The organism is Kitasatospora sp. NPDC048540, assembly GCF_040651175.1.
Lineage (GTDB): Bacteria > Actinomycetota > Actinomycetes > Streptomycetales > Streptomycetaceae > Kitasatospora.
This window is the reverse complement of sequence record NZ_JBEZIR010000053.1, coordinates 15,412-37,845: the sequence shown is the minus strand read 5'-3', so window position 1 is coordinate 37,845 and position 22,434 is coordinate 15,412. Positions and strand designations below refer to the sequence as shown.

Below are 22,434 nucleotides of genomic sequence, written 5' to 3'. Positions count from 1 at the left end.
TTGAACGTCAGGGGGAATTGAGATGAGCGAGCAGTCCATCGAGCTCACGCCTCTCCAACGGGGGCCCGCCGGCCGGGAACCCGTCCGGCGGGGTGCGACCGACCAGGAGATCCGGGCGCTCGCCAAGGCCATGGTCGAGTCCATGCTGAGCAAGGGCTTCACCAAGGCCGGGCTCAGGGAATTCTACGAACACAACCTCCCCCACCTCGTCTCGCAGCTGCGGGTGGCCAGGAGCGATCTGCCCGGGCAGCAGGCCGATTCGAACGTCGAGGCCGTCGTCGCCGACGAGTTGAAGCTCGGCCTGGAGCAGGTGATCGGCACCGGCAGGGGCATGCTGCAGAGGCTGGATCTTCAGGACGCCTGGATACGTGCCCTGCTCCCGGCCCTCACCACCGTGAGCTCGTACAAGTTCATCAACGGCTCGAACAAGAGCGCGCTCACCCGAACGTGCACCGGGCTGGAGGACGGCCTGCACATACTCGTCAACGCCCGGGCGAAACTGGTGCGGCAGCTGGAGGAGGCCGAGCAGCTCATCGGCCCCTCCTGGGCGCAGGGTCAGGACGAGAGCGTGCGCCGGCAGGCAGCGGATCTGTTCGACCGGGCCCTGCCCGACGCCGCGGAGGCGGTCGAGGAGTGCGCTCGGCGGATCACGGCGGCCGTCAGAGCCGAACGGGTGGTCGTCGACAGCGCGGTGGAGGCCTTGGTCGTCAAGGAGGCCCAGGGCGACGACGCGGTGGCGAAGGACCTGCGCGCCCTGGTCGACGAGTGCAAGAAGGCCGACCAGTACGCCCAGGCCGGATTGGGCGTCGCTGCGGCGCTCGCCCCGCTGTACGGCTGGGCCTTCGCTCTCGCGGGGGCGTTGGAGGGCCACGCCATGGTCGAACACCAGCGAACGCTGTACACCCGGGAGGCCGAGCGGCGTCAGAAGGAGGGCCTGAACGTCATCGATCGGCTCAGGGCCGACCCGGACGCCTTCATCGAGGCTTTCAGGGTGCGGTCCCAGGACAACATCAAGGTGCTCATGGGATATGTGGGCATCGGTGGCTCGTTCGCCGGACCGGCGTGGCCCCTGGTGCAGTCCGTCGTCACCAGCGTCGCCAACGCGTGGTTCGACACCGCGGCAAAGCGAGCCATAGCGGTGATCCGAGCCGCGGAGAACCACGGAACCGGTCAGCTGGTGAGCGCTTTCAGCGACTTCCGAGAAGTGGAGGAATCGAACGTCAAGGACGCCCTGAAGGACCCGGGGCAGTGGACGGCGGCGGCGACGGCCGTCGGCGTCCGGGTGGCCCCGGGAATCGACGAGGACGTCGCAGCGGACGCGTTCAAGGGATCGGTCGCCCAGATCGTCGGCTCCGTGCTCCTCGCACCGATCGCCGGCGCGATCGTTTCCTGCCTCGACATCCCCGAAGCGCAGATCGTGACTCCGGAGGAGCTCGAGAAGTCGCTGTCAGCACTCACCGGAGCATGGCCCAAGGAGTACTTCAAGGCCTCCGGGCCCACCGGAGGAACGGCCCGCACACCGCTCCCCGAGAATGTGAGCCTCACCGGCGGATGGATCGGCGGCGAGAACGGCTACGCCATCGTCGACGACCGCGGCCCCCAACCCGGCAACCTCGGGCACCTGGTCGCGATCGAGTCCGCCGGGAAGGGGAAGGGCCAGCGGGTGTGGGGGTACGCCACACCCCACGGTTTCACCCTCCTCGAACCGGATCCGGACGCATTCACGGAGGACCCCGCGATGTGGAGCGAGTACATCATCAGGGCGGACGGTGCAGAGCACCGCAGGGACCGGGCCAAGGACCTCAAGGGCGTGTGGTACCGCCCGTTCCCCCACTACGCGAACACGTTCGTCCTGAAGGCCACCGGCACCGACCGCCTCTACTACGTCCGCGGTTCGGACCGGACGGGGGCCTCCCCGGCCAAACTCGTCGTGGAGGTGTTCACCGACAACCCCGGCTTCGCCCGGCAGATCGGGGTCCCCCACCTCCGGGCCGTCAGCGGCGGCTACCTCCCTCCGGGGCTGGTCGGCCCCTCCGACGGCTCGTGAGCGGGCCGGGTCAGGACGGGGCCGGACGGAGGTTGGCCAGCGCTGCCGCGAGGTCCGGCAGCGCTGCGCGGGCCGCCCGCTCGCCTTCGACGATGAACGCGTCGATACAGCTGAAGTCGAGGCTGGCGGTAGGACCGATGTTCGGTCTGATCAGCGTGTCCACCAGCGGCAACTGAAACTTGATCATTTCTCGTTCCATCGAGTTGAGCACACGCCCCATGATCTGCATCAGATTGGGATCGGAGGCCCTCTTGACCGCCAGTTCCTGACCCGCGACATTGGAGCCGATGACGTGCCCCACCCCCGCGTTCCGCAGGGCGTTGGCCGGCAACGGGTTGACCACCGCCCCGTCGATGCAGCGTCGGTGTCCGATGGGCCAGGGGGTCACGACGCCGGGGATGCTGGCCGAGGCGCGCACGGCGTCGGCCAGCAGCCCTTGGTTGATGACGACCTCTGCTCCGGTCGTGACATCGGTGGCCACCATCCAGCAGGGGATCTCCGTGTCCGCGAACTGCCGGTCGGACGTCCAGGCCGAGAGCCGGTGGCGGAGGTGGGCGCCCTTGAAGAGCCCCGCGTGGGGAACCAGGTTCAGGTCCAGACCCATGCGGCGCAGACGGACGGCACGGGCCACCTCGCGGAACACGTCCAACAGCACGTGGTCCGGGTGCCCGAGGGCGACCGACATCGCCACCAGGGCCCCGCCACTGGTGCCGGCCACCGCGTCGATGGGGATGCCGGCCTGCCGTAGCACCCGCAGGACGCCCAGATGGGCCACGGTCTTGGAACCTCCGCTGGACAGCGCCAGTCCGACGGTCTGGCCCGTCACCCACCGGGCGATCCGGTCGTGGTCCTTGCGCCCGCGCATGACGATCAGCCGTTCACGATGCCCGACCCAGGCCGGAGGGGCGCTCAGGGCGACGACGTGCTCGGAGACGTCCATCGCCACCTGTGCCAGTTCGGTCGCCACCGGGGGAAGCCCGACGAGCAGGTGGACGATGCCGTCCACGTCTCTTCCGGCCATCGCCGCCAGGTCCCTGATCTGGAGTCCGGAGCCTTCGCGCCGGATCACGCCTTCGGGGAACGGGCCGGCGTCCCGTGCCCCGGGGAGCATCAGTACACCGGTCTTCGCGCTTCCCGCCCGGGCGAGCACGGCTGCCGCGAGGTCCGGCAGACCGTCGCCGACGACCGCGGTGATCCGGGTCGCCGGTGCGGACACCAGCTGCCGGTTGGTCGCCACCAGGCGTCGGCCGAGCTCTCTGGAGAGCTCGATGCCGATGGACGGATAGCGGTCGAGCAGGTCGTCGAGATCCCGCTGGTGCAGGGCAAGGAGCACGGCGTCCGCCGACACCCGCAAGGTGGCCGAACGCGGCTCGCGCAGCAGGAGGGACAGTTCTCCGACGAAACTGCCCGGCCCCAGCGAGGCGAGCGGTTCTTCGTTGAGGCCGGCCAGCACGTCCACCCGGCCCGAGGCCACGAGATACATGGTGTGGGCCGGGTCGCCTTCGCGGAACACGACATCCCCTCGGACGTGCTGCTCCACCTCTATTCGTCCGGCGATCGCCTCGATGGCTTTCATGGAAAGGTTCTTGAAGAACGGAACCATTCGCAGCTGCTGTTCGATCAAGGTCTCAGCTCTTCCTTCTTCCCTGGCTTCGGGGCCGCCGGACCGTGCTCCGGTCGGGGTGGGACGTCCGTGCCCGCCGCCGGGCCGCCGGCCGTGGCCCGCACCTGCCGCAGTTCCTCGGCCAGCGTGTCGAGGCGGATCGGTTTGGCGATGTAGCCGTCCATGCCCGCCTCCAGGCACAGTTCCTTGTCGCCCGCCATGGCGTTGGCGGTCATGCCGACGATGCGCGGACGGACGTCGTCCGCCCAGGCGCGGTGGATCCGGCGGGTCGCCTCCAGACCGTCCATCTCGGGCATCTCCACGTCCATGAGGACGACGTCGAAGCGTCCGCGGTCCAGCGCCTCGAGTGCCTCGATGCCGTTCTCGGCCAGAACGGGTTCGCGATATCCGAGCTTCTTCAGCATCAGCACCGCGAGGCGCTGGTTCACCTGGTTGTCCTCGACGAGGAGGATCCGGTGGGACCGTTCGCCGTCGGGCCGGTCCTGGACCGGGGGCGGGCCCGGCTCCGGTCCCTCCTCCACCGAGGCGAGGCTGTTGACCAGTGCGTTGTGGAGTTGGGACGCTTTGACGGGCTTGTTGAGGCAGGCGGCGAAGTCGGCTCCGGCAAGCCCGCTCTTCGTGTAGGAGAGGGACGAGAGCAGCACCAGGGGCAGGTCCTTGGCCGTGCGTTGCCGGCGGATCAGGCCGGCCAGTGTGACCCCGTCCGTGTCGGGCATCATCATGTCCAGGATCGCGATGTCGAACGGCCGGCCGTCGCTGATCCAGCCCAGCGCCTCGGCGGGCCGGTCGGTCACCTGTGCGACCATGCCCCATGCGGTGACATGGCGTCGGATGACCTCGAGGTTCACCGCGTTGTCGTCGACCACCAGCACACGGCGTCCGATGAGCGACCCCTGAACGACCGGCCTGGCCTCGGGCAGCTCGGCCGGCACAGCCTGGATGGTGAAGTGGAAGGTGGAGCCGACGTCCGTCTCGCTGTCGACCCACATGGTTCCGCCCATCAGCTCGGCGAGCCGTTTGCTGATCGCCAGGCCCAGGCCGGTTCCGCCGTAACGGCGAGTCGTGGAGGCGTCCACCTGGCTGAACTCGCGGAAGAGCCGGTCCATCCGGTCGGCGGGGATGCCGATGCCGGTGTCGGCCACCGAGAAGAGCAGTTCGTACCTGCCGTCGGGGGCGGGTCCCGCCGACTCGACCGAGACCACGACCTGGCCCGACTCGGTGAACTTGACGGCGTTGCTGAGCAGGTTCGACAGGATCTGCCGCAGCCGTGAGCGATCGCCGACGACGGCGTGCGGCACGCCCGGGTCCACCAGGCAGGCCAGTTCCAGGGACTTCTCCGCCCCGCGCGGGGCCACCAGGTCGAGGGCCGACTCCACGCAGTCCTGTACCCCCATGGGTTGCAGTTCGAGTTCCAGCCGGCCCGCCGCGATCTTGGAGTAGTCGAGGACGTCGTTGATGATCGTCAGGAGGAGCTCACCGCTGGACGCGATGACCTCCACGAAGCCGCGCTGCTCGTCGGTCAGGCGGGTCCCCTGCAGCAGCTCAGTCATCCCGATGACCGCGTTCATCGGGGTGCGGATCTCGTGGCTCATGGTGGCCAGGAAGGAGCTCTTGCTCCGGGCGGACTCCTCGGCGGCGAGTCTGGCTGCTCTCAGCTTCTCCTTGTCCCGCTCGCGCATGATCGACCAGCCGATCTGGATCCCGACGTGCGACACCAGCTCCAGCAGCGCCCGGCTGGGCGGGTCGGTGAAGGCGGCGAAGAACTGGACGACCACGTCGACCCGATCCTTCGTCAGCACGGGGAAGGCGAAGGAGGACCCGAGGCCGGGCGGACCCGCCGCGGCCCGCTCCCCGGGCGTGGGCCCGGTCGTCTCCCCGGTGCTCCAGGCCGGGGCGCCGGTCGCCAGCACCCGGCCGGGCAGTCCGTCCCGCGGCCCGAAACGGAGCTCCTCATGGGCGGCCCGGAAGGCCGAGAAGTCGGCGTCCGCCTCGGCCTGACCCCATATCCCGGAACTGCGGGCATCACCGGTGTCGTGGTCGACGACGAGCACATGGCCGAGAGGCCACCCGGTGTAGGCACACAGTCGCTCGACCGCCAGCTCGAGGACCTTGAAGAAGGATGAACTGCGGTTCGACAGCTCGGCGATGTCGACCATCAGCTTCAGCTGGTTGGTGCTGTTGTACAGATCGTGGACCACCGCCTCGGCGACCCGCTCCGCCTCCAGACGGATCAGCCGCTCCCGTTCGACGCGGCGCATGAGCCGTCGTAGCTCCTCCTCCCCCGCCCGCGCGGGCCGCCGTTCCGTCATCGCCGGCCGAGCCCGACCTCGAAGACACAGTGGCCCGCTCCGTCCCACATGCACGAGCTCTGCCGGACGTCGGGCTCCTCGCCGAAGACCAGCACCATGCCCTTGATCGCTCCTCCGATGGTCGCGCACAGGATCGCCGACGGACGCGGACGGTAGAGGACGGACAGCCGGTCCGGCGCCGCCTGCTCGAAGTCGAAGACCGGCACGTACGGATTGTGGTGCCGCCAGAATCCGGGGTCGATGAACGAGTCGATCGCCCGGATCAGCGACTGCGGCGAGTGATGGGATTCCACGAAGTACGGGTACCTCTCGGCGATGAGGCCGACGGCCTCCGTGCCCTGCCAGTCCAACAACTCCGCTGCCGGACGGCCGACGACCTCGGCCCCCGCCTCCCCGAGCCTCAACAGGTCCTCGGGCGGATAGTTGCCCATGGGGGTGTAGACGCCGTCCATCCCGGCGGTCTCGAGCATGCTGTCCCAGACCCGTTCTCCGTAGCGGCCGTTGACGGCTTCCTCGAAAGCCCAGATCCACAGACCCTTCATCGGCGACCTGCTCCCTCACTCCTCCGAGGAGCCACAGTGTCATGGCCGGGCGGGAGCGCGATGCCCCTTGGGACGGCCTTTCGGGTGGCCGGTCCGGACCGCGGGGAACGGGCCGGGCACCGGGCCTCACCGACGGCCGGGTGTTGCCCTGGCGACTGCCCCGGTGGGATGGCACCGCAGCGCCGAACGGCAAAGGCTTGACCTGGCCCGTATGGACGCGCCCCGCCCGAACGCGGCGTCCGAACGGAAAGGAGCGATATGCGCAGAGTCATCGACTGGCCCTTCTTCGGGGCGACCCTTGTCGTGACCGGCCTATTCTGCTTCGAACTGGCCTCGCACGCCCACACCGCCCTGGCCTGGATCGTTCTGGTGCTGTCCGTCATCCCGCTCTACGCGACGGTCTACGAAGTCGGTTTCCTGTTCAAGGCCGCGCTGTTCCACCGGCACTGGACGCAGCCGCTCCGGCCGCGGCGCCGCGCCGAGCGGTCTCCGGGGATAGCCTTCCTGATCGCCTCCTACCAGGAGCCCTTCGACGTCGCGAAGATGACGTTCGACTGCGCCCGGGACGCGCAGTACGGCGGACCCCGCGAAATCATCGTCGTCGACAACTCGGGCGACACCGACTCGGAGGACTACCGGCGCTGGAAGTCCTACGTGGAATCGCACGACGGCCGAGACCCGCAGCTGCGCGTCCTCTTCCGCTACAACGAGAAGAAGGGCGGTCTCAAACCCGGCAACGTCGACCTGGCGCAGTCCCTGATCGCCGAGGCCGAGTACGTGGTCCTGCTGGACATCGACTCATCGCTGCCGCTCCACGGACCGCTCCTCGAAACCGCGGTCAACGAGTTCGAGTGCGACGAGAGACTCGGAGTCCTCCAGTTCGACACCATGGCGACCAACGATCACTTCAACGGCCTGACCGGCCCCGTGACCGTCGTTCAGAGCGCCATGCACGTCTCGCAGCTGATCCGGGGCTCCGGCGGATTCGCGATCTTCTACGGTCACAACGCCATGTGGCGGCGGTCGGTCCTGGAGGCCAGCGGCCCCTGGCTGGATCACTACCGGGGCACCGTGATGCTCTCCGAGGACCTGCTGAAGACGGTCGGCGCCTACGCCAACGGCCACACCAGCCGCTACCTGGACATGGCCACCGGCGAGTGGGTCCCCAGCTCCCTGCGCTCACTGGAGACCATGTACCGGCGCTGGGCCTACGGCACCTTCCAGGTCCTCTTCAAGCGCTTCCACCGGATCCTCACCACCAGGGGCTTCACCGTCCTGGAGAAGGTCGATCTGGTGCTGTCCATGGTCGGCTACGTGACGGGCGCCGTCTTCTTCCCGCTGAGCGTGCTCTGGTTCTTCTGCTTCCCGGTCGGCCATGCCGCGGCCCTCACCTGGTTCATGCTGCTCGCCCCGCCGCTCGCCTCCGCATGGCTCGTCTACGTCCGCTATACGAGACGGCTCAGATCACCGCTGGCCAGCCGGCTCTTCGACCTCTACGCGGGAGTCTTCGCCGTCAGGACCTTCACCCTGCTGGTGGGCATGCGGTCCGCAATGAACTTCCTGTTCGGCGTCAAGCAGGGCTGGCGGGTCACGGCAAAGGGCTTCGAGACCCGGCCCAGCATGGGGCAGGCGCTTCGGGACAACACCTTCGTCGCTGCCGTCGGCCTGGTCATCCTCATCGGTTGTCTGGTCAGCTGGGGCGTCCGGACCGGCTTCTCCGCCGGTGGTCTGCTCTCGTTCGCGCCGACCCTGTTCATCGCCGTCAACCTGCTGCTGTGCGTGCTCGTCTACGGCCGCCAGGCGCGCTCACCGGGAGGCACGCTGGAAGGCACCGGGATCGACGGCTTCATGCTCCGCAACTCCGTGCTCGACAAGGTTCCGCTGTTCCACGGGACCAACGCGAAGTTCCAGCACAACCTGGCGCTCGCGCTGGAACCCGTCTCCTACCCGGCGGGCGCGACGATCATCACCAAGGGCGAACCCGGCCACGCCCTGTACCTGGTGGCCGAAGGCGAGGTCGCCGTCAGCAACGGCCGGCAGCGGATCAGGAGTCTGCAGGAAGGGAGCTTCTTCGGCGAGCGCAGCCTGTTCCTCGACGAACCCCGGTCCGCGACGGTGACGGCGCAGACCCGCTGCGAACTCTTCCGCCTCGACAAGACGACCTTCATGGAGGTCCTGCGCGCCCAGCCGAAGGTGGCCCGCAGAGTCGTCCACCAGGCGGAAAGCTACATCCGTACCGACCTTCAGCGGGCCCTCACCGGCCCACCGGGCCACGAATAGGGCGACCGGCCCGGGACAGGAGGCACAGCACATGCAGGACAGACGTCCCCAGGTCCTGATCGTCGACGACGACCCCGTCAACCGCATGCTGCTCAGCCGGATGATGCAGCGGGAGGGCTACACGACCGTCGAAGCCGTAAACGGCAGGGAGGGGTTGGCGTACCTGGAGACGTCGGCCGTCGACATGGTCTTCCTGGACATCGAGATGCCGGAAGCGACCGGCTTCGACGTTCTCCGGGGCATCCGGTCCACGCCGCGGACGGCCGACCTGCCGGTCGTGATGGTCTCGGGACTCGACGACATGGACAGTGTCGTCCGGGCCATCGAGCTCGGTGCCGACGACTACGTCACCAAGCCGATCAGCCGGACGCTCCTGCAGGCCAGGAGCCGCGCCATCCTGGAGCGCAAGTACTTGCGGGACCGGGAGTTCGCGAGGATGCGGTCGATGCTCTGCCGATTCGTGCCCGAGAAGGTCGCCGACGACCTGCTGGCCGATCCCGACGGTTCACAGTGGCTGGAGGGCCGCAAAGGCGTCGTGACGGTCATGTTCGGCGACCTGCGCTCGTTCACGACCTGGGCCGAGCAGAGCACGCCGGAAGCGGTGACCGGAGTCCTGAACACCTACCTCGGGGCGATGAGCGACGTCATCCTGGACTACGGCGGGACACTGGTGAGCTACATGGGGGACGGGTTCATGGCCGTCTTCGGCGCCCCGGTCACCAACGACCACCATGCCGACCTCGCCCTGGCCGCGGCGCGCAGCATGGCCTGCGACGCCCTCGGCGAGTTCAACCGCTGGGTGACGCAGAGCGGTTACGGCCCGGGGTTCAGGATGGGCATCGGCCTCAACTCCGGTCTGGTCATGGCGGGCAACGTCGGGTCGCAGCGGCGCATCGAATACACGGTGGTCGGCGACACCGTCAACACGGCGGCGCGGATCGAGCAGGCGACGAAGGACCACAGCCGCGCCATCCTCATCTCGGACGCCACCCGTGCGGCGCTCGCCGCCATGCCGCCGGATCTGGAGCCCGTCGGCGAGATCACGCTGCGCGGCAAGGCCAATCCGACGACGCTGTGGACGGTCGGGTAGGAGCCGGACCGGTCGGCACCTCGGGGGATCGAGGCACGGATGGCTGCCCTCTCAGTCCTTTCCGCTCCGGCGGACGGCACCGCACCATGAAGTCCCACTCACGGCCTCCGCAGGAGAGGGACCCATGGCCACATCAGTTCGCAGGGCCGTCGTCCCGGCCGCCGGGATCGGATCCCGTCCGCGCGGGGCGGCACACCGGGTAGGGGGTGGCCGGTGACGTACCGGCCCGTGGAGGAGTACGGGATCATCGGGGACATGCACTCGGCGGCACTCGTCGGGACGGACGGATCGATCGACTGGTACTGCCTCCCCAGATTCGACTCGCCCAGCGTCTTCGCCAGGATCCTCGACGACGAGAAGGGGGGCTACTTCAGGATCTCCGTCCCCGGCTGCCTCCGTCGGCAGCAGATGTACCTGCCGGACACCTGCGTCCTGGTCACGCGGTTCCTGAGTGACTCCGGCGTCGGGGAGGTGATCGACTTCATGCCGGTGGACCCGGGCCGCGCCGGCCCCGGATCCCACCAGATCGTCCGTGTCGCGAAGTCGATCAGGGGAAGCACCGAGTTCCGCCTCGACTGCATGCCGGCCTTCAACTTCGCGCGTGACCCGCACACCGTCGAGATCAGCGGCCCGGGGGCGCTGTTCCGCTCCGACGGCATGTCCTTCACCCTGCGCAGCAGGTTCCCGCTGGCCCGTCATCTGAACGGCGTCTCGGCTTCCTTCACCCTCGGGGAGGGGGAATCGACGACCTTCCTCCTGGGTGAAGGCGCCGACCTGCAACAGACGGCCGCCGAGTCCAGGATCGTCGGCGACGACCTGTTGCGTGAGACGGTGACGTTCTGGAAGAGGTGGCTCGGGCAGTGCACCTACCGGGGGCGCTGGCGCGAGATGGTCAACCGGTCGATCCTCACCCTGAAGCTCCTCACCTACGATCCCACCGGCGCGATCGTGGCGGCGCCCACCACCAGCCTGCCGGAGGAGCTCGGCGGGCCCCGCAACTGGGACTACCGCTACACCTGGATGCGGGACGCGGCCCTGACCCTCATCGCGTTCATGCAGCTGGGCTTCACCGGTGAGGCGGAGAAGTTCATGGCCTGGCTGGAGGAGCGGGCCGTCGAGGACGCCACCTCGAAGGCGCCGCTGCAGCTGATGTACCGGGTGGACGGGACACGGGACCTGACCGAGACGCACCTGGACCACCTCGACGGGTACCGCGGCTCGCGGCCGGTGCGTGTCGGGAACCTCGCGGTCGACCAGCTCCAGCTGGACATCTACGGTGAGCTCCTCGCAGCCGTCGAGATCTACGACCGCGATGCCAAGAAGATCTCCTACGACCTGTGGACGCACCTCGTCCGGATGCTCGACTGGGTCGCCGACAACTGGCGCCGGTCCGACGAAGGCATCTGGGAGATCCGCGGCGGACGCCATCACTTCGTCTACTCCAAGGTCCAGTGCTGGGTGGCCCTCGACCGGGGCCTGCGGATCGCCGACCGCAGAAGCTTCCCCCTCGACCGGAGCAGGATCCAGCGGGAACGGGATCTCATCTTCGAAGCGGTCATGCAGGAGGGCTACCGGCCCGACCGGGGATCCTTCGTCCAGCACTTCGCCACCGACGCCCTGGACGCCAGCATCCTCACACTGCCCATCGTGGGATTCGTCGCACCGAGCGACCCACGCATGCTGGGCACCCTCGCACGGATCCGCCGCGAACTGTCCTCGGACAGCCTGGTCTACCGCTACAGCGTGCGGCACGCCGCCGCCGACGGCATCGACTGCGGCGAGGGGACGTTCAACATCTGCACCTTCTGGCTGGTCGAGGCGCTGGCGAGAGCCGGTGAGGTGGAGGAGGCACGGTTCATCTTCGAGAAGATGCTCACCTACGCCAACCACGTCGGCCTCTTCGGCGAGGAGACCTCCCCGTCCGGCGAGGTCGCCGGGAACTACCCGCAGGCCTTCACCCATCTCAGTCTGATCAATGCGGCGTTCGCCCTCAACGAGGCGCTGGGTGGTGATGTGTGATGGCGGGATCCGGCAGATACCTCGGGAGACCGGCGCGTCACTGGAACGAGCTGCTGTCGAGCCCCGACCCCCTCGCCCGCAGACTGGCCTGCCACGCCCTGGGCCAGTGCGGGGCCCTCGGCGAGGACGTGGTAGCCACACTGCGCGCGACCGCGGCGGACGACCCCGAGGGCTACGTCAGGGTCTGGGCCGCCGCATCGCTGGCCCGGCACGATCCGGGTGACGGAACCGCGCGGAGCGCCCTCCTCCGGGAGTGCGGCGATCCCGCGGACTTCGTCAGGAGCCTGGCCGTGTGGATGCTGGGACGGCTCGACCTGCCCACCGCCGACGGCGAGGTCGACGCGGTCGTCCGTCGTCTGCTGGACGACAGCGCCCCCAGTGTGCGGGCGGAAGCCGCGATAGCCTGCGACCGGCTCGCCGCAGATTCTTCTCGGCAGAACCGGTGAACCACAGTCACCCGCGAGAATGGCCGAAATGGGCCCCGACCCGGGACTGTGATGCCGTCACACAATGCCCGTTCGAGCGGCCGGTAGGGCCTGTTCTGCTGCACGGCTGCCGCCGTATTCGCCCGATCGATATTCCCGTTCGACCGGAACTCCTCAAAGCCCCGCTCAAGTTGGCAGTTCCGGCTGGGTCAGGCCGACGAACGCTTGGCATGTTGTCAATTGCCATTGCAGATCGGCCGGGAGAGACTGGAGCTCATCAACTTCCTCCCTAGATTGGGGTCGAACCATGAAGGATCGCGAAGAGAGCAAGGAAATCCAGAAGTCTGTCGATATGCAGCCGGATCTCGCGCCGGAGGAAGGATCTGCTGAGGATGTGAAGGGTGGCAGTAATAGGGCGGTGGACTCGCCGGGGTCAATCCCTAAGCTGCCGAAGGGACCCTTCCCTCATCTGCCGTAGCTCCAACAGCAGTGGCGCCGTCGGCGGCCGGTGAGCCGGACGATGGTTCGTTCGACGGCTCGACCGTGCCCTCCCCGGAGTCCGGAGGGCATGGTGCCGTTGGGGGGCATGCGTGTCTGGGGGGATGGAACGGGTCCGTGGCTGAGAGGGGCGCACGTGGGACCTGAAGTACTCCGCCACAGGGCATTCACGATCATCGACGGCCGGACGTTCACCTGGGCCGACCTCGTCGCGGCCGCGCAGGTCTGGGGCGAGTGGGGCGAGGCGGAAGGAGCGGCGGGTGCGGCGTTGCGGGCGGTCGGGCACGCTCGTGCGGTCGGTGTGAGCCTCGGGGAGGCGAGGTTCGACGAAGGAGCACGCCGGTTCCGCTACGAGCGCCGGCTGCTCTCCGCCGACGAGCTCCACGGCTGGCTCGCGCTTCGCGGGCTGGACGTGCCGAGCTGGCTCGACTACATCCGCGGCACGGTGCTGTCCGACGAGCGGGCGGCCAGGGAGACGGACGCCGGTCCCGATGAGATCCGGCGGGCGACCTGGACCCATGCCGTGTGCTCCGGCGCGCTCGAGCGGGTGGGACGGCGGCTGGCCGCGTACCTGGCGGTGGCGGACGTAGTCGGCCTTCCTGCGGTGCAGGCCCCGCTGCGCGGGGATGTACTGGCCCCGCTCGAGCTCGCGTACGCGCGGTTCTCGTCCCGCATCGACGACACCGAGGCCCGGCGTGAGCTCGAACGGCGCCAGGTGGAGTGGACCCGGGTGCACGTGCGGCAGCTGACGTGCAAGGGCGAGCACGTCGCCCGGGAGGCGGCTCTGTGCGTGAGGATGGACGGACGGCCCCTCGAAGACGTGGCGATCGAAGCGGGAGCCTCGATCGAGCGTCGGCGGGTCGAGCTCCGGCACGTCGATGAGCCACTGCGCTCGAAGCTGCTCGGCGCGCGTGTGGGGCAGCTGCTCGGGCCGCTTCCGTACGGGCCGGATCACCTGCTCGTCGAGGTGCTCGAGAAGCATCCGCCCTCGTTCGACGACCCGGAGCTGGCGCAGCGCGCTCGCGAGTGCGCTCTGGAGCGCGCCCGGCTGGGCGAGGTCGCCGAGCGGGTGGTCTTCGATGAGCTCCCCTAGCGAGGCGCGTGCCGCACGCGGGCCGCTGGGTGGGATCCCGCTGCTCGCGAACCTGGCACCGGAGGTGCGCGAACTCGTGGCGGACAGCTTCGAGCCGGTCAGGTTCGGGTTCGGAGCCGTGATCGTGCGCGAGGGTGACCCGGCCGACGGCTACTGGGTGCTCGCCGAGGGGACCGCCCGCGCGGTCAAGCGGGGCGAGCACGGTGAAGAGGTGCCGTTGAACACCCTCGGGCCGGGTGATTCGTTCGGCGAGGTCTCACTGCTGGAGAACACCACGCGCTCCTCGACGATCAGGGCGAGCAGCGAGGTCAGCGCTCTGCGGCTCGACAGTTCGGTGTTCGCCGCGCTGGTGCGTGCCCATCCGTCGGTGCGGACCGGGCTCGAACAGCAGGTTCGCGAGCACCGCGTGCGCGACCTGCTGCGCGTCCACCACGTGTTCGCCGACCTCTCCGTCACCGCGCTCGGCCGCCTGATAGCGAGGCTCCGTCCGCTGAGGTTCTCCGCGGGTGAGGCCGTCGTCAGGCAGGGTGACCCGCCCGGCGGGATGTACGTCGTCCTCGACGGCGTGCTGCGCGTGCGGATGGAGCAGTCCGGCGAGGAGCGCGAGGCGGGCCTGCTGCGGACGGGGGACGTCTTCGGAGAGGTCTCGCTGTTCGATTCGGTCCCCCGTACCGCGACCGTGGAGGCGACCGGCGACGTCGAGCTGCTCGAACTCGAACCCGCCGTGTTCGGCGAGTTGCTCGTGGAGTTGCCCGAGTTCCGGGAGCGGGTCGCCGAGCAGGTCGCCGGCCGTCACTATCGCGACCGGGCGAGGGTGCCGCCCGACTTCTCGGAGGAGTTGCTGCCGGCCGGGACGACGGAACAGCGGCAGCGGGCCGAGGGCTCCGGGCCGGATGTCGAGGTGGACGAGCAGCATGACCTGGAGGACCGGTTCACCCGGCCCGAGCGGCGGATCAGGCGCTTCCCGCATGTCTGGCAGATCGACGAGGCCGACTGCGGGGCCGCCTGTCTCGCCATGGTCTGCCGGTACTTCGGGCGCAAGGTGCGCCTCGGCGCCGTGCGCGACGCGGTCCGGACCGGGCCCGACGGCACCAGCCTGAACGGCCTCGCGCACGGCGCCGAGGCCCTGGGGCTGACGAGCGCCACCCTGAAGGCCTCCAAGACCCGCCTGGATCAGCTGCCGCTGCCGGCGGTCGTCCACTACCGGGGCAACCACTGGGTCGTGCTGTACGACAGCAACGCCAAGTACGCCCGGATCGCCGACCCCGCGGTCGGTCTCCGCCGGGTCCGGATGGAGGAGTTCCTCGAGAACTGGTCGGGGTTCGCCGCACTGTTCGCGCCCGGCGAGGGGTTCCGGGAGCAGCCGGAGGCGCAACCGAGCGCGCGCTGGTTCCTGCAGTTGTTCGGGCCGCACCGGGGGACCCTGCTGCGGGCGCTGGGCCTGTCGTTCGTCGGTGCCGCGACGCGGTTGTTCATCCCCGTCCTGTCGGCGGTGGTCGTCGACCGTGTGCTCGCCGACCGGGACTACGGGTTGCTGAACATGATCGTCCTCGGGATGCTCGCGGCGATCGTGGTCGCGACCGCCGCCACGGTCGTCCAGCGCTACATCCTGAGTCGGATGACCGTCCGGATCGACACGGCCGCGCTCGACTTCCTGACCGGGCGGCTGCTGGCGCTGCCGATGAGCTACTTCAATTCGCGCCGGATCGGGGACATCGGGAGGCGTCTGGACGGCGTGCGGCAGGTGCGGCAGCTGATCGTCCAAACCGGCGTGGAGGCCCTGACCGCGGCGACCCAGGTCATCGCGGCCCTGGCGCTGATGTTCGTGTTCAACCCTGTGCTGGCGCTCGTCTACGCCGCCGGTGTGCCCGTGTACGCCGGTCTGATGCGGTACTCCACCCGCCGTATCAAGCCCCTGTTCGACAGCCTCGAGGAGTCGTACGGCCGGTACCAGTCACGCCAGATCGACGCGATCAGGGGCATCGAGACCGTCAAGGCGATGGGCGCCGAACAGGCGCTGCGGGGGCTGATGCTCACGCAGTTCAAGGAGTTGGCGCGCCGGCTGTTCAGGGCCGACTTCACGATGATGCTCTACGAGGGCTCGGTCCAGCTCGTGTCGTTCGTCTCGCTGGCGCTGTTCCTGTGGATCGGCGCACTCGAGGTGCTCAACGGCGGCCTCACCATCGGCGGCCTGGTGTCCTTCAACTCGCTCGTGCTGCTCGCCAACGGGCCGATCGTGTTCCTGGTGGCGCTGTGGGACCAGCTGCAGTACTCGGGCATCCTGCTCGGTCGTCTGACCGACATCACCGAACACGAGCCCGAACAGGGCGAGGACCACAGCCGCCTGCGGGCGGTGCCGGTGCTGGACGGGCGGATCAGGTTCCACGACGTCGGCTTCAGCTACGGCGGGCCGGGGGGTCCGCCGATCCTGGAGCACGTCGATCTCGACGTCAGGCCCGGTCAGACCGTCGCGATCGTCGGTCGCAGCGGTTCCGGCAAGACGACCCTGATCAAGTGCCTCGCCGGTCTCCTCGAACCGACGAGCGGCACGATCACCTACGACGAGACCGACCTGTACGAGCTGGACCACCGCGACCTACGGCGCCACATCGGCTTCGTACTCCAGGAGAACCACCTGTTCGAGGACACGATCGCCCGGAACATCGCCTTCGGCCAGGACGAGCCGGACATGGATCGGGTCGCCTGGGCGGCACGCATCGCGGCCGCCCACGACTTCATCCAACGGCTGCCGCTCGGCTACGAGACGAAGATCGGGGAGAGCGGTCTGCTGCTCTCCGGCGGTCAGCGCCAGCGCATCGCGATCGCTCGCGCGGTCTACCCGCGCCCACCGGTGTTGATCTTCGATGAGGCGACCAGCTCGCTCGACAGCGAGTCCGAGCACGCCGTCCAGGACAACATGGCCAGGCTGTTCGAGGGCCGCGCCTCGATCGTCATCGCCCACCGGCTCTCGACGGTACGCAATGCCGATCGGATCGTCGTGCTCGAACAGGGCCGCGTGGTCGAGCAGGGCACCCATGACGAGCTGATGGCCAATCAGGGGCTCTACTACTACCTCCTGAGCCAGCAACTGGGGCTGTAGCGGCACCCGGGCCGGCTCACGGTCTTCACGACGGCAGGTGACGGCGGCGGGCACCGGCCCGGGACGAGTCAGTGCTTCGGGTTCTTCTCCTCCCAGTCCCTCAGCGCGAGGTAGACGGCCTCAACCCTGGCGGAGATTCGTTCGATCTCCGCCTTCTGGCCGGTCAGCTTGTTCCAGATATCCCTTGCCCGGGACTCGGCGAAAGTGCCGCCATTAGGAGCCTTGGCAGCCATTGAATATATCGACGAAGCATTGTTGACAGCCGGGTCGATGAGGCTCGACGCCATCGCCAGAAACCCCCAGAACGATCCGGCCCCTCCGCTGGATGCACCACTGAGGATGAACTCCAGCCAGACGGTTCGAACATTCATAGACCTGCCGATGTTCTTCAGGTTCTCATATTCGAGGGTAGCCTCTTCGAGCATTCCCAGCGCGGTCTCGACCCTGTCGACGACCTCATCGATGGACTCGTACATGTACCCCAGAACACTGGCCGCTTCGAGGACCTCGGGCGACCCTTGGCGCGTGATTCTGTCATTACCGCTCTCGGGCATGCCGAACGCCGACCACAGGTCTTCCTCGATGTTCTCCCGGACAGATGTCACCGAGTTCAGCTTGTCGCGAGCCAGCTGGAGCGACCGCCTCTCGGTGACCAGGTCATCCATTATCTTATACATGCCAACGTAGTCAATTTCCACCGACGCCACCTGCACGCTTTCCCTTGGGGTCAAATTCTCGGATAATCCACGTTCGACACAGACTATCGCTCCCGCGTGACCCGGGATCATCGTCGGCGCGTATCCTATCGAGCAGTTCCATTGCCTCGATGGGCTGCCCGCTCGGGCACATTCCCGGCCGTGATGTGCGCCGGAATCAGGCCGTCAGCGACCGGGCCGGTCCGCCGCCGGTGCGGTTGAGCAGAGTGGTGAACACGGCGGCGACCATGAGGCCCGCTCCGTAGAAGGCCTCCTGGACCCAGCCGGTGTAGCCGAGAAGCTGCAGCCCGATGATTCCGGTCGCCATGAAGTAGACGCCCAGGAGCGTACCCATGGGATTGAACCTGCCGGGATCGACCACGGCGGTACCCAGGAACGCGGCCGCGAACGCCGGCAGCAGGTACGCGGGGCTGCCACTGGGGTCGAAGCCGCCCACCGTGCCGACCAGGACGACACCGGACAGGCCGGCGATCACGCTGCCGAGCGTGTAGCCCGTGGCGCGCAGCGCCCCCACGTTGACGCCGGCCAGCCGGGCCACCTCCCGGTTCGATCTGACGAACACGATGCTGCGTCCCAGCGGGGTCCAGGTCAGCACATAGGTCATGGCCGCGCACAGGACGAGGCAGTAGAAGAACGACAGCGGCAGTCCCGCGATCTTCGTCGTCACGAGGTGGGACAGCCGCTTGTCCTGGAGGGACACCGCACCGGACGGTGACAGGGCTTCGGCGAGCCCGAGGTAGAGGCTTCCGCTGCCGAGTGTGACGATCAACGACGGGACGCCGAGGCGGACGACGAGGAGGGCGTTGAGCACACCGCACAGTCCGCTCGCCGCGATGGCGACCGCGCAGGCCGTCCAGACGTCGGTCCGCTCGGCCACCACCGGGACGAGCGTCGCGGCGAGGCCCATCACGGAGGCGGAGGACAGGTCGAACTCGCCGACCAGCAGCGGGCACAGGACCGCGACGGAGAGGAACAGCAGCGACGACTGCGTGCCCACGATGGTCTGCAGGGTCGAGAGGGCGAGGAACCGGTCGGGGATAAGACAGCCGTAAACGATGATCATGAGAGCCCAGATGGCCAGCAGGCCGTAGCGTGCCGCGAGACCGCCCATCTTGATCGACAGCCCGTTCGCGGCCGGACCCCGGTCCGGTCCGGACCGGGCGGCGCCGTCGACGCGGTCCGCGGCGCGGGGGCTGCGCGCCATCAGGTGGTCTCCTGTGCCGTGGATCCGGTGGAGTGCAGCCGTTCCAGGGCGGCCTCGACGTCACCGGGCGCGTCGAGCTGGGTCAGCCCGCCGTCATCGGGACGGTGGACCAGCACCCGGTCGCAGAGCCTCGCCAGGATCTCGGGCTCGCCGCTGACGACCAGTACGGAGGTCCCGGCGTCGGCCACCTTGCGCAGGGCCCGCAGGATGTCGCTGCGCGCCCCCACGTCGACGCCCTGGGTCGGCTCGTGGAGGATCAGCAGCTCGGGCGTCGTGGCGAACCACTTTGCGAGCAGCACCTTCTGCTGGTTGCCGCCGCTGAGCATGCCGACCGTGAAGCGGTCGGGGTTCGCCGGGCGGATGTCGAGCCCCTGCAGGGCCTGCGTACTGAGGTCGCTCTGCCGCTTGAGGCTGAAGAATCCCGGGCGGCCGCGGCCGTGCAGTGAGGGAAGGCAGATGTTGTCGCGGACGTCGATGTCATAGGCCAGTCCTTCGAGGTCGCGGCGCTCCGGGACGAGGACCACGCCCGCTCGCAGGCAGGCCCGCACGTTCGCCCGGGTCAGGTCCAGTCGCCGGTCCCCGACGGTCAGCTCGCCGCTGCGCGCCCTGATCGCCCCTGCCAGCAGACGCGGGATGTCCTCGAACCCGCTTCCGGGCACCCCGCCGACCCCGACGATCTCTCCCCGGCCCACCGTCAGTGCGACCCCGTGGATCCGGCCGCCGTCGAGCGCAGCCACCCGGACCTGTGCGGCCCCGGGTGTGCCGGGCGCCACGGTCCGCTCCGGCGGATCGGTGGCCAGGACGTCGCGCCGCCCCAGCATCAAGTGCGCGAGCTCGGCTTCCGTCAGACCGGCCGTCGGCCGGCCGGTCGCGACGAGCCGGCCGTCGCGCAGCACGCTGATACGGTCCGCCGTGCGCAGCAGTTCGGGCAGGCTGTGGCTCACCAGCAGCACCGAGCCGCCTTCCTCGGAGATCCTGTGGAGGAAGGCGTGGATGTGCTCCCGGTCGGGTCCGGTGAAGGCCCGGGTGGACTCGTCCAGGACCAGCAGGCCGCTGCCGGGGCGGTGGTCGCGGACCGCTCGTGCCGTCGCGACCGCGGCCTGGTGTGCGGCGGGCAGCGAAGCGACCCGCCGGCACGGGTCGGCGCGGACGCCGAGGCGGGCCAGAGCCTGCTCGGCAAGACGGTCGCGGGCAGCGCGGTCGATGCTTCTGGTCCAGCGCCGGACCGGGAAGCCTCCGACACAGATGTTGTCGGCGACGCTCAGTTCGTCCAGCAGTCCGAGGTCCTGGTGCACGACGCCGAGGCCGGCCGCGTGGGCCTGGCCGGGACGGACCGGGAGGCGGAGGGGGTGGCCGTCGAGCTTGATGCAGGCGCCGGGGTCCGGCGCGTGGACGCCGGCGAGGATCTTCACCAGTGTCGACTTGCCGGACCCGTTGTGTCCGGCGAGCCCGTGGATCTCACCGGGTGCGATGTCGAGGTGGACGTCCTGCAGGACCCGCACCGAGGCGAAGGTCTTGGACAGGCCGCGCACTTCGAGTCTCAGGGCGGGGGCGCCGGGAGCAGCGGCCATCAGGACAGTCCCCAGGCCCGGTGGAAGGTGTCCTGGTAGGCGTCCGTGCCGTACCAGACGTTGGTCGCGTACGCCTGGTCGGTCAGTGTCAGCGTGTTGATGTTGTCCTTGGTGAAGACCCGTGGCGGGGTCGATACCGCTGCCACCGGCTTTCCGGCCAGCATCCGCAGGACTCCGTCGGCGTAGGACCAGCCGATGTGGACGGGGCTCAGGCCCACGTCGATCGGCTGGTCCCCGGCCTTCACCCGCTGGAGTGCGTCGAGGTTGCCGCTGACCGAGACCAGTTGGACCTTGTCCGAGAAGCCCGCGGCCTGGATGCCCTGGATGGTGGCGTTGGCGCCCGAGTCGAGTTCGACCACCACGTGGTCGGTGTCCGGGTACTGCAGGAGCGCGGCGCTGACCCGTGAGGGCAGTTTGGCGATCTCGGCGGTGGCGTAGTCGACCGAGTTGACGGTGCAGCCCGCGCATTGCCGGGCGAGGTAGTCCTTGGCGTCCTTGGCGATGTTCCGGGTCAGCGAGGAGTTGGTGATCCCGATGTAGAGGATCTTGGCCTTGCCGGCGCTGCCGGAGACGACCGATTCCAGCGCGAGGTGTTCCGCGTGCACGAAGGACGGCGTCGCGTCGTAGAAGGCCAGCTGCGGGGATGACGTGCGTCCTCCGCTCGGGGCTTCGCCTGCGACCAGCACCTTGATGTTGTTGGACACCAGGCCGTCGAAGGCCGTCGGTACGAGTGAGTAGTCGATGAAGCCCGTGACCACGGCGTCGGCGTGCTGGGCGACGGCCTGGGACATGCATGCGGATATCGTGTCGGGCAGCAGGCGTCCGTCGCAGACGTGCATCTCGACGCCGGCGGTGGCGAGCGCCGAATCCATCGCGGAGCCGACGGCGTTCGCGATCGGGATGCTGGATCCGATGGGGATGTACCAGACGGATTTGCCTTTCAGGGCCGCGACTCCGCCGTCCAGCGGCGGGACGGCCGGGTACTCCGTGATGGGTTTGGCGTTGCGGGCCAGGTCTGCGGTCATCTCGGCGGCCGACAGGCTCGTGCCGGCCGAGCCGGATCCTCCCGCCTGGCCGGAACCCCCGCTCTGGCATCCGCCGACGGCGAGGAGGGCGCAGAGAACGCCGGCCGGGAGAAGCATCCTGCCGTGCTTGCCGTTGGTCCGAAGGAGCCGCCGCATCGTCACTCTCCACGCCTCTTGTGCTTCCCCCGCGTTATCAAGGGGTGATGAGTACTGTGACGCACATCACCCCGCGAGTTCGGCGCGATCGTGCACCCCGGGGGGCAGTGTCTGTGGGGACCGCGAACTACCCGACCGGTGAATGCGGACCCGGGGCCCGCACCTCAGACTTGGGGGCAGCAGAACGGCTGGTGGCGCGCCGAGCCACCGGAACCCGAGGTCGGCCCGGGCCCGCCGACGACCTCGTGGAGAATCCATGGCCACCCCGGAACCCGTCATCGCCCCCGAAGCGATCAGGATGCTCGCCGACGCACTCGACACCGAGTCCGCCATCGACCTGGTGGACGCCTTCCTGGGTGAGCTCACCACTCTCGTCGAGGAGATCCAGCAGGGTGTCCGGCATGCGGATGCGGACTCCGCGCGCCGGGCAGCCCACACCCTGAAATCCAACTGCCGCACCTTCGGGCTGGAGCACCTGGCCTCGCTGTGCGCGGAGCTGGAGGTGCTCGCCACGTCCGGGGATGTGGCCCAGCCACGTGTGGGTGCGCTGGCCCGGCAGATCCTGGCGTACCGTCCGACCGCCAGGTCCGCTCTCGAGGAGCAGCGAGCCGCCCTGGCCGCAGAGCTCGGCCCGCCTGCCCGTGGAGGCGCTTGACGCAGGCTGGTCGTCTGCCGGACCTCACGGCCTCCGCACCGGGTCGGCGTGTACGGCTGCGGCCCGGTCCGGGCACGACG

At 68.9% G+C, this 22,434-nt stretch carries 15 protein-coding genes; 8 read left to right on the top strand and 7 right to left on the bottom strand.

Annotation, left to right across the window (positions count from 1 at the left end):
* Window positions 1–22: 22 nt before the first annotated feature.
* Window positions 23–2,047 carry a hypothetical protein gene (locus AB0D08_RS21400; protein ID WP_033819283.1) on the top strand — a complete coding sequence of 675 codons (2,025 nt, stop codon included), beginning with the start codon at window positions 23–25 and terminating at the stop codon, window positions 2,045–2,047.
* A 10-nt stretch (window positions 2,048–2,057) separates the two neighbouring features.
* Here AB0D08_RS21400 and AB0D08_RS21395 read toward each other — a convergent pair whose 3' ends face one another.
* Genes AB0D08_RS21395 through AB0D08_RS21385 form a run of 3 tightly spaced genes read right to left on the bottom strand, consistent with a single transcriptional unit; the run spans window position 2,058 to window position 6,522 of the window.
* Entirely contained in the window at window positions 2,058–3,671 is a 1,614-nt protein-coding gene (locus AB0D08_RS21395) for a cyclic nucleotide-binding and patatin-like phospholipase domain-containing protein (RefSeq protein WP_033819282.1), read from the bottom strand.
* Window positions 3,668–5,929: a response regulator gene (locus AB0D08_RS21390; protein WP_051812027.1), complete on the bottom strand. Its 2,262-nt coding sequence runs from the start codon at window positions 5,927–5,929 to the stop codon at window positions 3,668–3,670. Before AB0D08_RS21390 ends, AB0D08_RS21395 begins: the two co-directional genes overlap by 4 nt.
* 47 nt (window positions 5,930–5,976) lie before the next feature.
* Window positions 5,977–6,522 carry a heme NO-binding domain-containing protein gene (locus AB0D08_RS21385; RefSeq protein ID WP_033819281.1) on the bottom strand — a complete coding sequence of 182 codons (546 nt, stop codon included), beginning with the start codon at window positions 6,520–6,522 and terminating at the stop codon, window positions 5,977–5,979.
* A 258-nt stretch (window positions 6,523–6,780) separates the two neighbouring features.
* Here AB0D08_RS21385 and AB0D08_RS21380 point away from each other — a divergent pair, with 258 nt between their 5' ends.
* From AB0D08_RS21380 to AB0D08_RS21355, 6 genes are all read left to right on the top strand, one after another.
* Window positions 6,781–8,802: a cyclic nucleotide-binding domain-containing protein gene (locus AB0D08_RS21380; RefSeq protein ID WP_033819280.1), complete on the top strand. Its 2,022-nt coding sequence runs from the start codon at window positions 6,781–6,783 to the stop codon at window positions 8,800–8,802.
* A gap of 31 nt (window positions 8,803–8,833) precedes the next feature.
* Entirely contained in the window at window positions 8,834–9,892 is a 1,059-nt protein-coding gene (locus AB0D08_RS21375; protein WP_033819279.1) for an adenylate/guanylate cyclase domain-containing protein, read from the top strand.
* A gap of 213 nt (window positions 9,893–10,105) precedes the next feature.
* Window positions 10,106–11,911 carry a glycoside hydrolase family 15 protein gene (locus AB0D08_RS21370; RefSeq protein ID WP_033819278.1) on the top strand — a complete coding sequence of 602 codons (1,806 nt, stop codon included), beginning with the start codon at window positions 10,106–10,108 and terminating at the stop codon, window positions 11,909–11,911.
* Window positions 11,911–12,357: a HEAT repeat domain-containing protein gene (locus AB0D08_RS21365; protein ID WP_033819277.1), complete on the top strand. Its 447-nt coding sequence runs from the start codon at window positions 11,911–11,913 to the stop codon at window positions 12,355–12,357. The genes AB0D08_RS21370 and AB0D08_RS21365 overlap by 1 nt, the downstream gene beginning before the upstream one ends.
* 613 nt (window positions 12,358–12,970) lie before the next feature.
* The gene (locus AB0D08_RS21360) at window positions 12,971–13,927 is read left to right on the top strand and encodes a hypothetical protein (RefSeq protein WP_158515468.1); all 957 of its coding nucleotides are present in this window, start codon (window positions 12,971–12,973) and stop codon (window positions 13,925–13,927) included.
* Window positions 13,914–17,027 carry a peptidase domain-containing ABC transporter gene (locus AB0D08_RS21355; RefSeq protein ID WP_033819275.1) on the top strand — a complete coding sequence of 1,038 codons (3,114 nt, stop codon included), beginning with the start codon at window positions 13,914–13,916 and terminating at the stop codon, window positions 17,025–17,027. Before AB0D08_RS21360 ends, AB0D08_RS21355 begins: the two co-directional genes overlap by 14 nt.
* A 68-nt stretch (window positions 17,028–17,095) precedes the next feature.
* Here the strand turns inward: AB0D08_RS21355 and AB0D08_RS21350 are convergent, their stop codons facing one another.
* The 4 genes from AB0D08_RS21350 to AB0D08_RS21335 all read right to left on the bottom strand — a co-directional run bounded on the left by AB0D08_RS21350 (window position 17,096) and on the right by AB0D08_RS21335 (window position 21,543).
* Window positions 17,096–17,725 (bottom strand): hypothetical protein, encoded by a 630-nt coding sequence (locus tag AB0D08_RS21350; RefSeq protein ID WP_149038029.1) that lies wholly within the window; start codon window positions 17,723–17,725, stop codon window positions 17,096–17,098.
* Window positions 17,726–17,900: 175 nt separating this feature from the next.
* Entirely contained in the window at window positions 17,901–18,947 is a 1,047-nt protein-coding gene (locus AB0D08_RS21345; RefSeq protein WP_051812026.1) for an ABC transporter permease, read from the bottom strand.
* Window positions 18,947–20,518 carry a sugar ABC transporter ATP-binding protein gene (locus AB0D08_RS21340; protein ID WP_359890657.1) on the bottom strand — a complete coding sequence of 524 codons (1,572 nt, stop codon included), beginning with the start codon at window positions 20,516–20,518 and terminating at the stop codon, window positions 18,947–18,949. The genes AB0D08_RS21345 and AB0D08_RS21340 overlap by 1 nt, the downstream gene beginning before the upstream one ends.
* Complete coding sequence (locus tag AB0D08_RS21335; protein WP_359890655.1) at window positions 20,518–21,543, bottom strand: substrate-binding domain-containing protein; 1,026 nt, start codon at window positions 21,541–21,543, stop codon at window positions 20,518–20,520. The genes AB0D08_RS21340 and AB0D08_RS21335 overlap by 1 nt, the downstream gene beginning before the upstream one ends.
* A gap of 412 nt (window positions 21,544–21,955) precedes the next feature.
* Between AB0D08_RS21335 and AB0D08_RS21330 the strand changes: the two genes are divergently transcribed.
* On the top strand, window positions 21,956–22,354 hold the full coding sequence (locus tag AB0D08_RS21330) for an Hpt domain-containing protein (protein ID WP_359890653.1): 399 nt from the start codon (window positions 21,956–21,958) through the stop codon (window positions 22,352–22,354).
* The last annotated feature ends 80 nt before the right edge of the window (window positions 22,355–22,434 follow it).

Coding starts and splice junctions, on each gene's coding strand:
- AB0D08_RS21330 (WP_359890653.1), top strand. CDS start 21,956: ATGGCCACCCCGGAACCCGTCATCGCCCCCGAAGCGATCAGGATGCTC.
- AB0D08_RS21385 (WP_033819281.1), bottom strand. CDS start 6,522: ATGAAGGGTCTGTGGATCTGGGCTTTCGAGGAAGCCGTCAACGGCCGC.
- AB0D08_RS21345 (WP_051812026.1), bottom strand. CDS start 18,947: ATGGCGCGCAGCCCCCGCGCCGCGGACCGCGTCGACGGCGCCGCCCGG.
- AB0D08_RS21335 (WP_359890655.1), bottom strand. CDS start 21,543: ATGACCGCAGACCTGGCCCGCAACGCCAAACCCATCACGGAGTACCCG.
- AB0D08_RS21340 (WP_359890657.1), bottom strand. CDS start 20,518: ATGGCCGCTGCTCCCGGCGCCCCCGCCCTGAGACTCGAAGTGCGCGGC.
- AB0D08_RS21380 (WP_033819280.1), top strand. CDS start 6,781: ATGCGCAGAGTCATCGACTGGCCCTTCTTCGGGGCGACCCTTGTCGTG.
- AB0D08_RS21375 (WP_033819279.1), top strand. CDS start 8,834: ATGCAGGACAGACGTCCCCAGGTCCTGATCGTCGACGACGACCCCGTC.
- AB0D08_RS21390 (WP_051812027.1), bottom strand. CDS start 5,929: ATGCGCCGCGTCGAACGGGAGCGGCTGATCCGTCTGGAGGCGGAGCGG.
- AB0D08_RS21400 (WP_033819283.1), top strand. CDS start 23: ATGAGCGAGCAGTCCATCGAGCTCACGCCTCTCCAACGGGGGCCCGCC.
- AB0D08_RS21355 (WP_033819275.1), top strand. CDS start 13,914: ATGAGCTCCCCTAGCGAGGCGCGTGCCGCACGCGGGCCGCTGGGTGGG.
- AB0D08_RS21365 (WP_033819277.1), top strand. CDS start 11,911: ATGGCGGGATCCGGCAGATACCTCGGGAGACCGGCGCGTCACTGGAAC.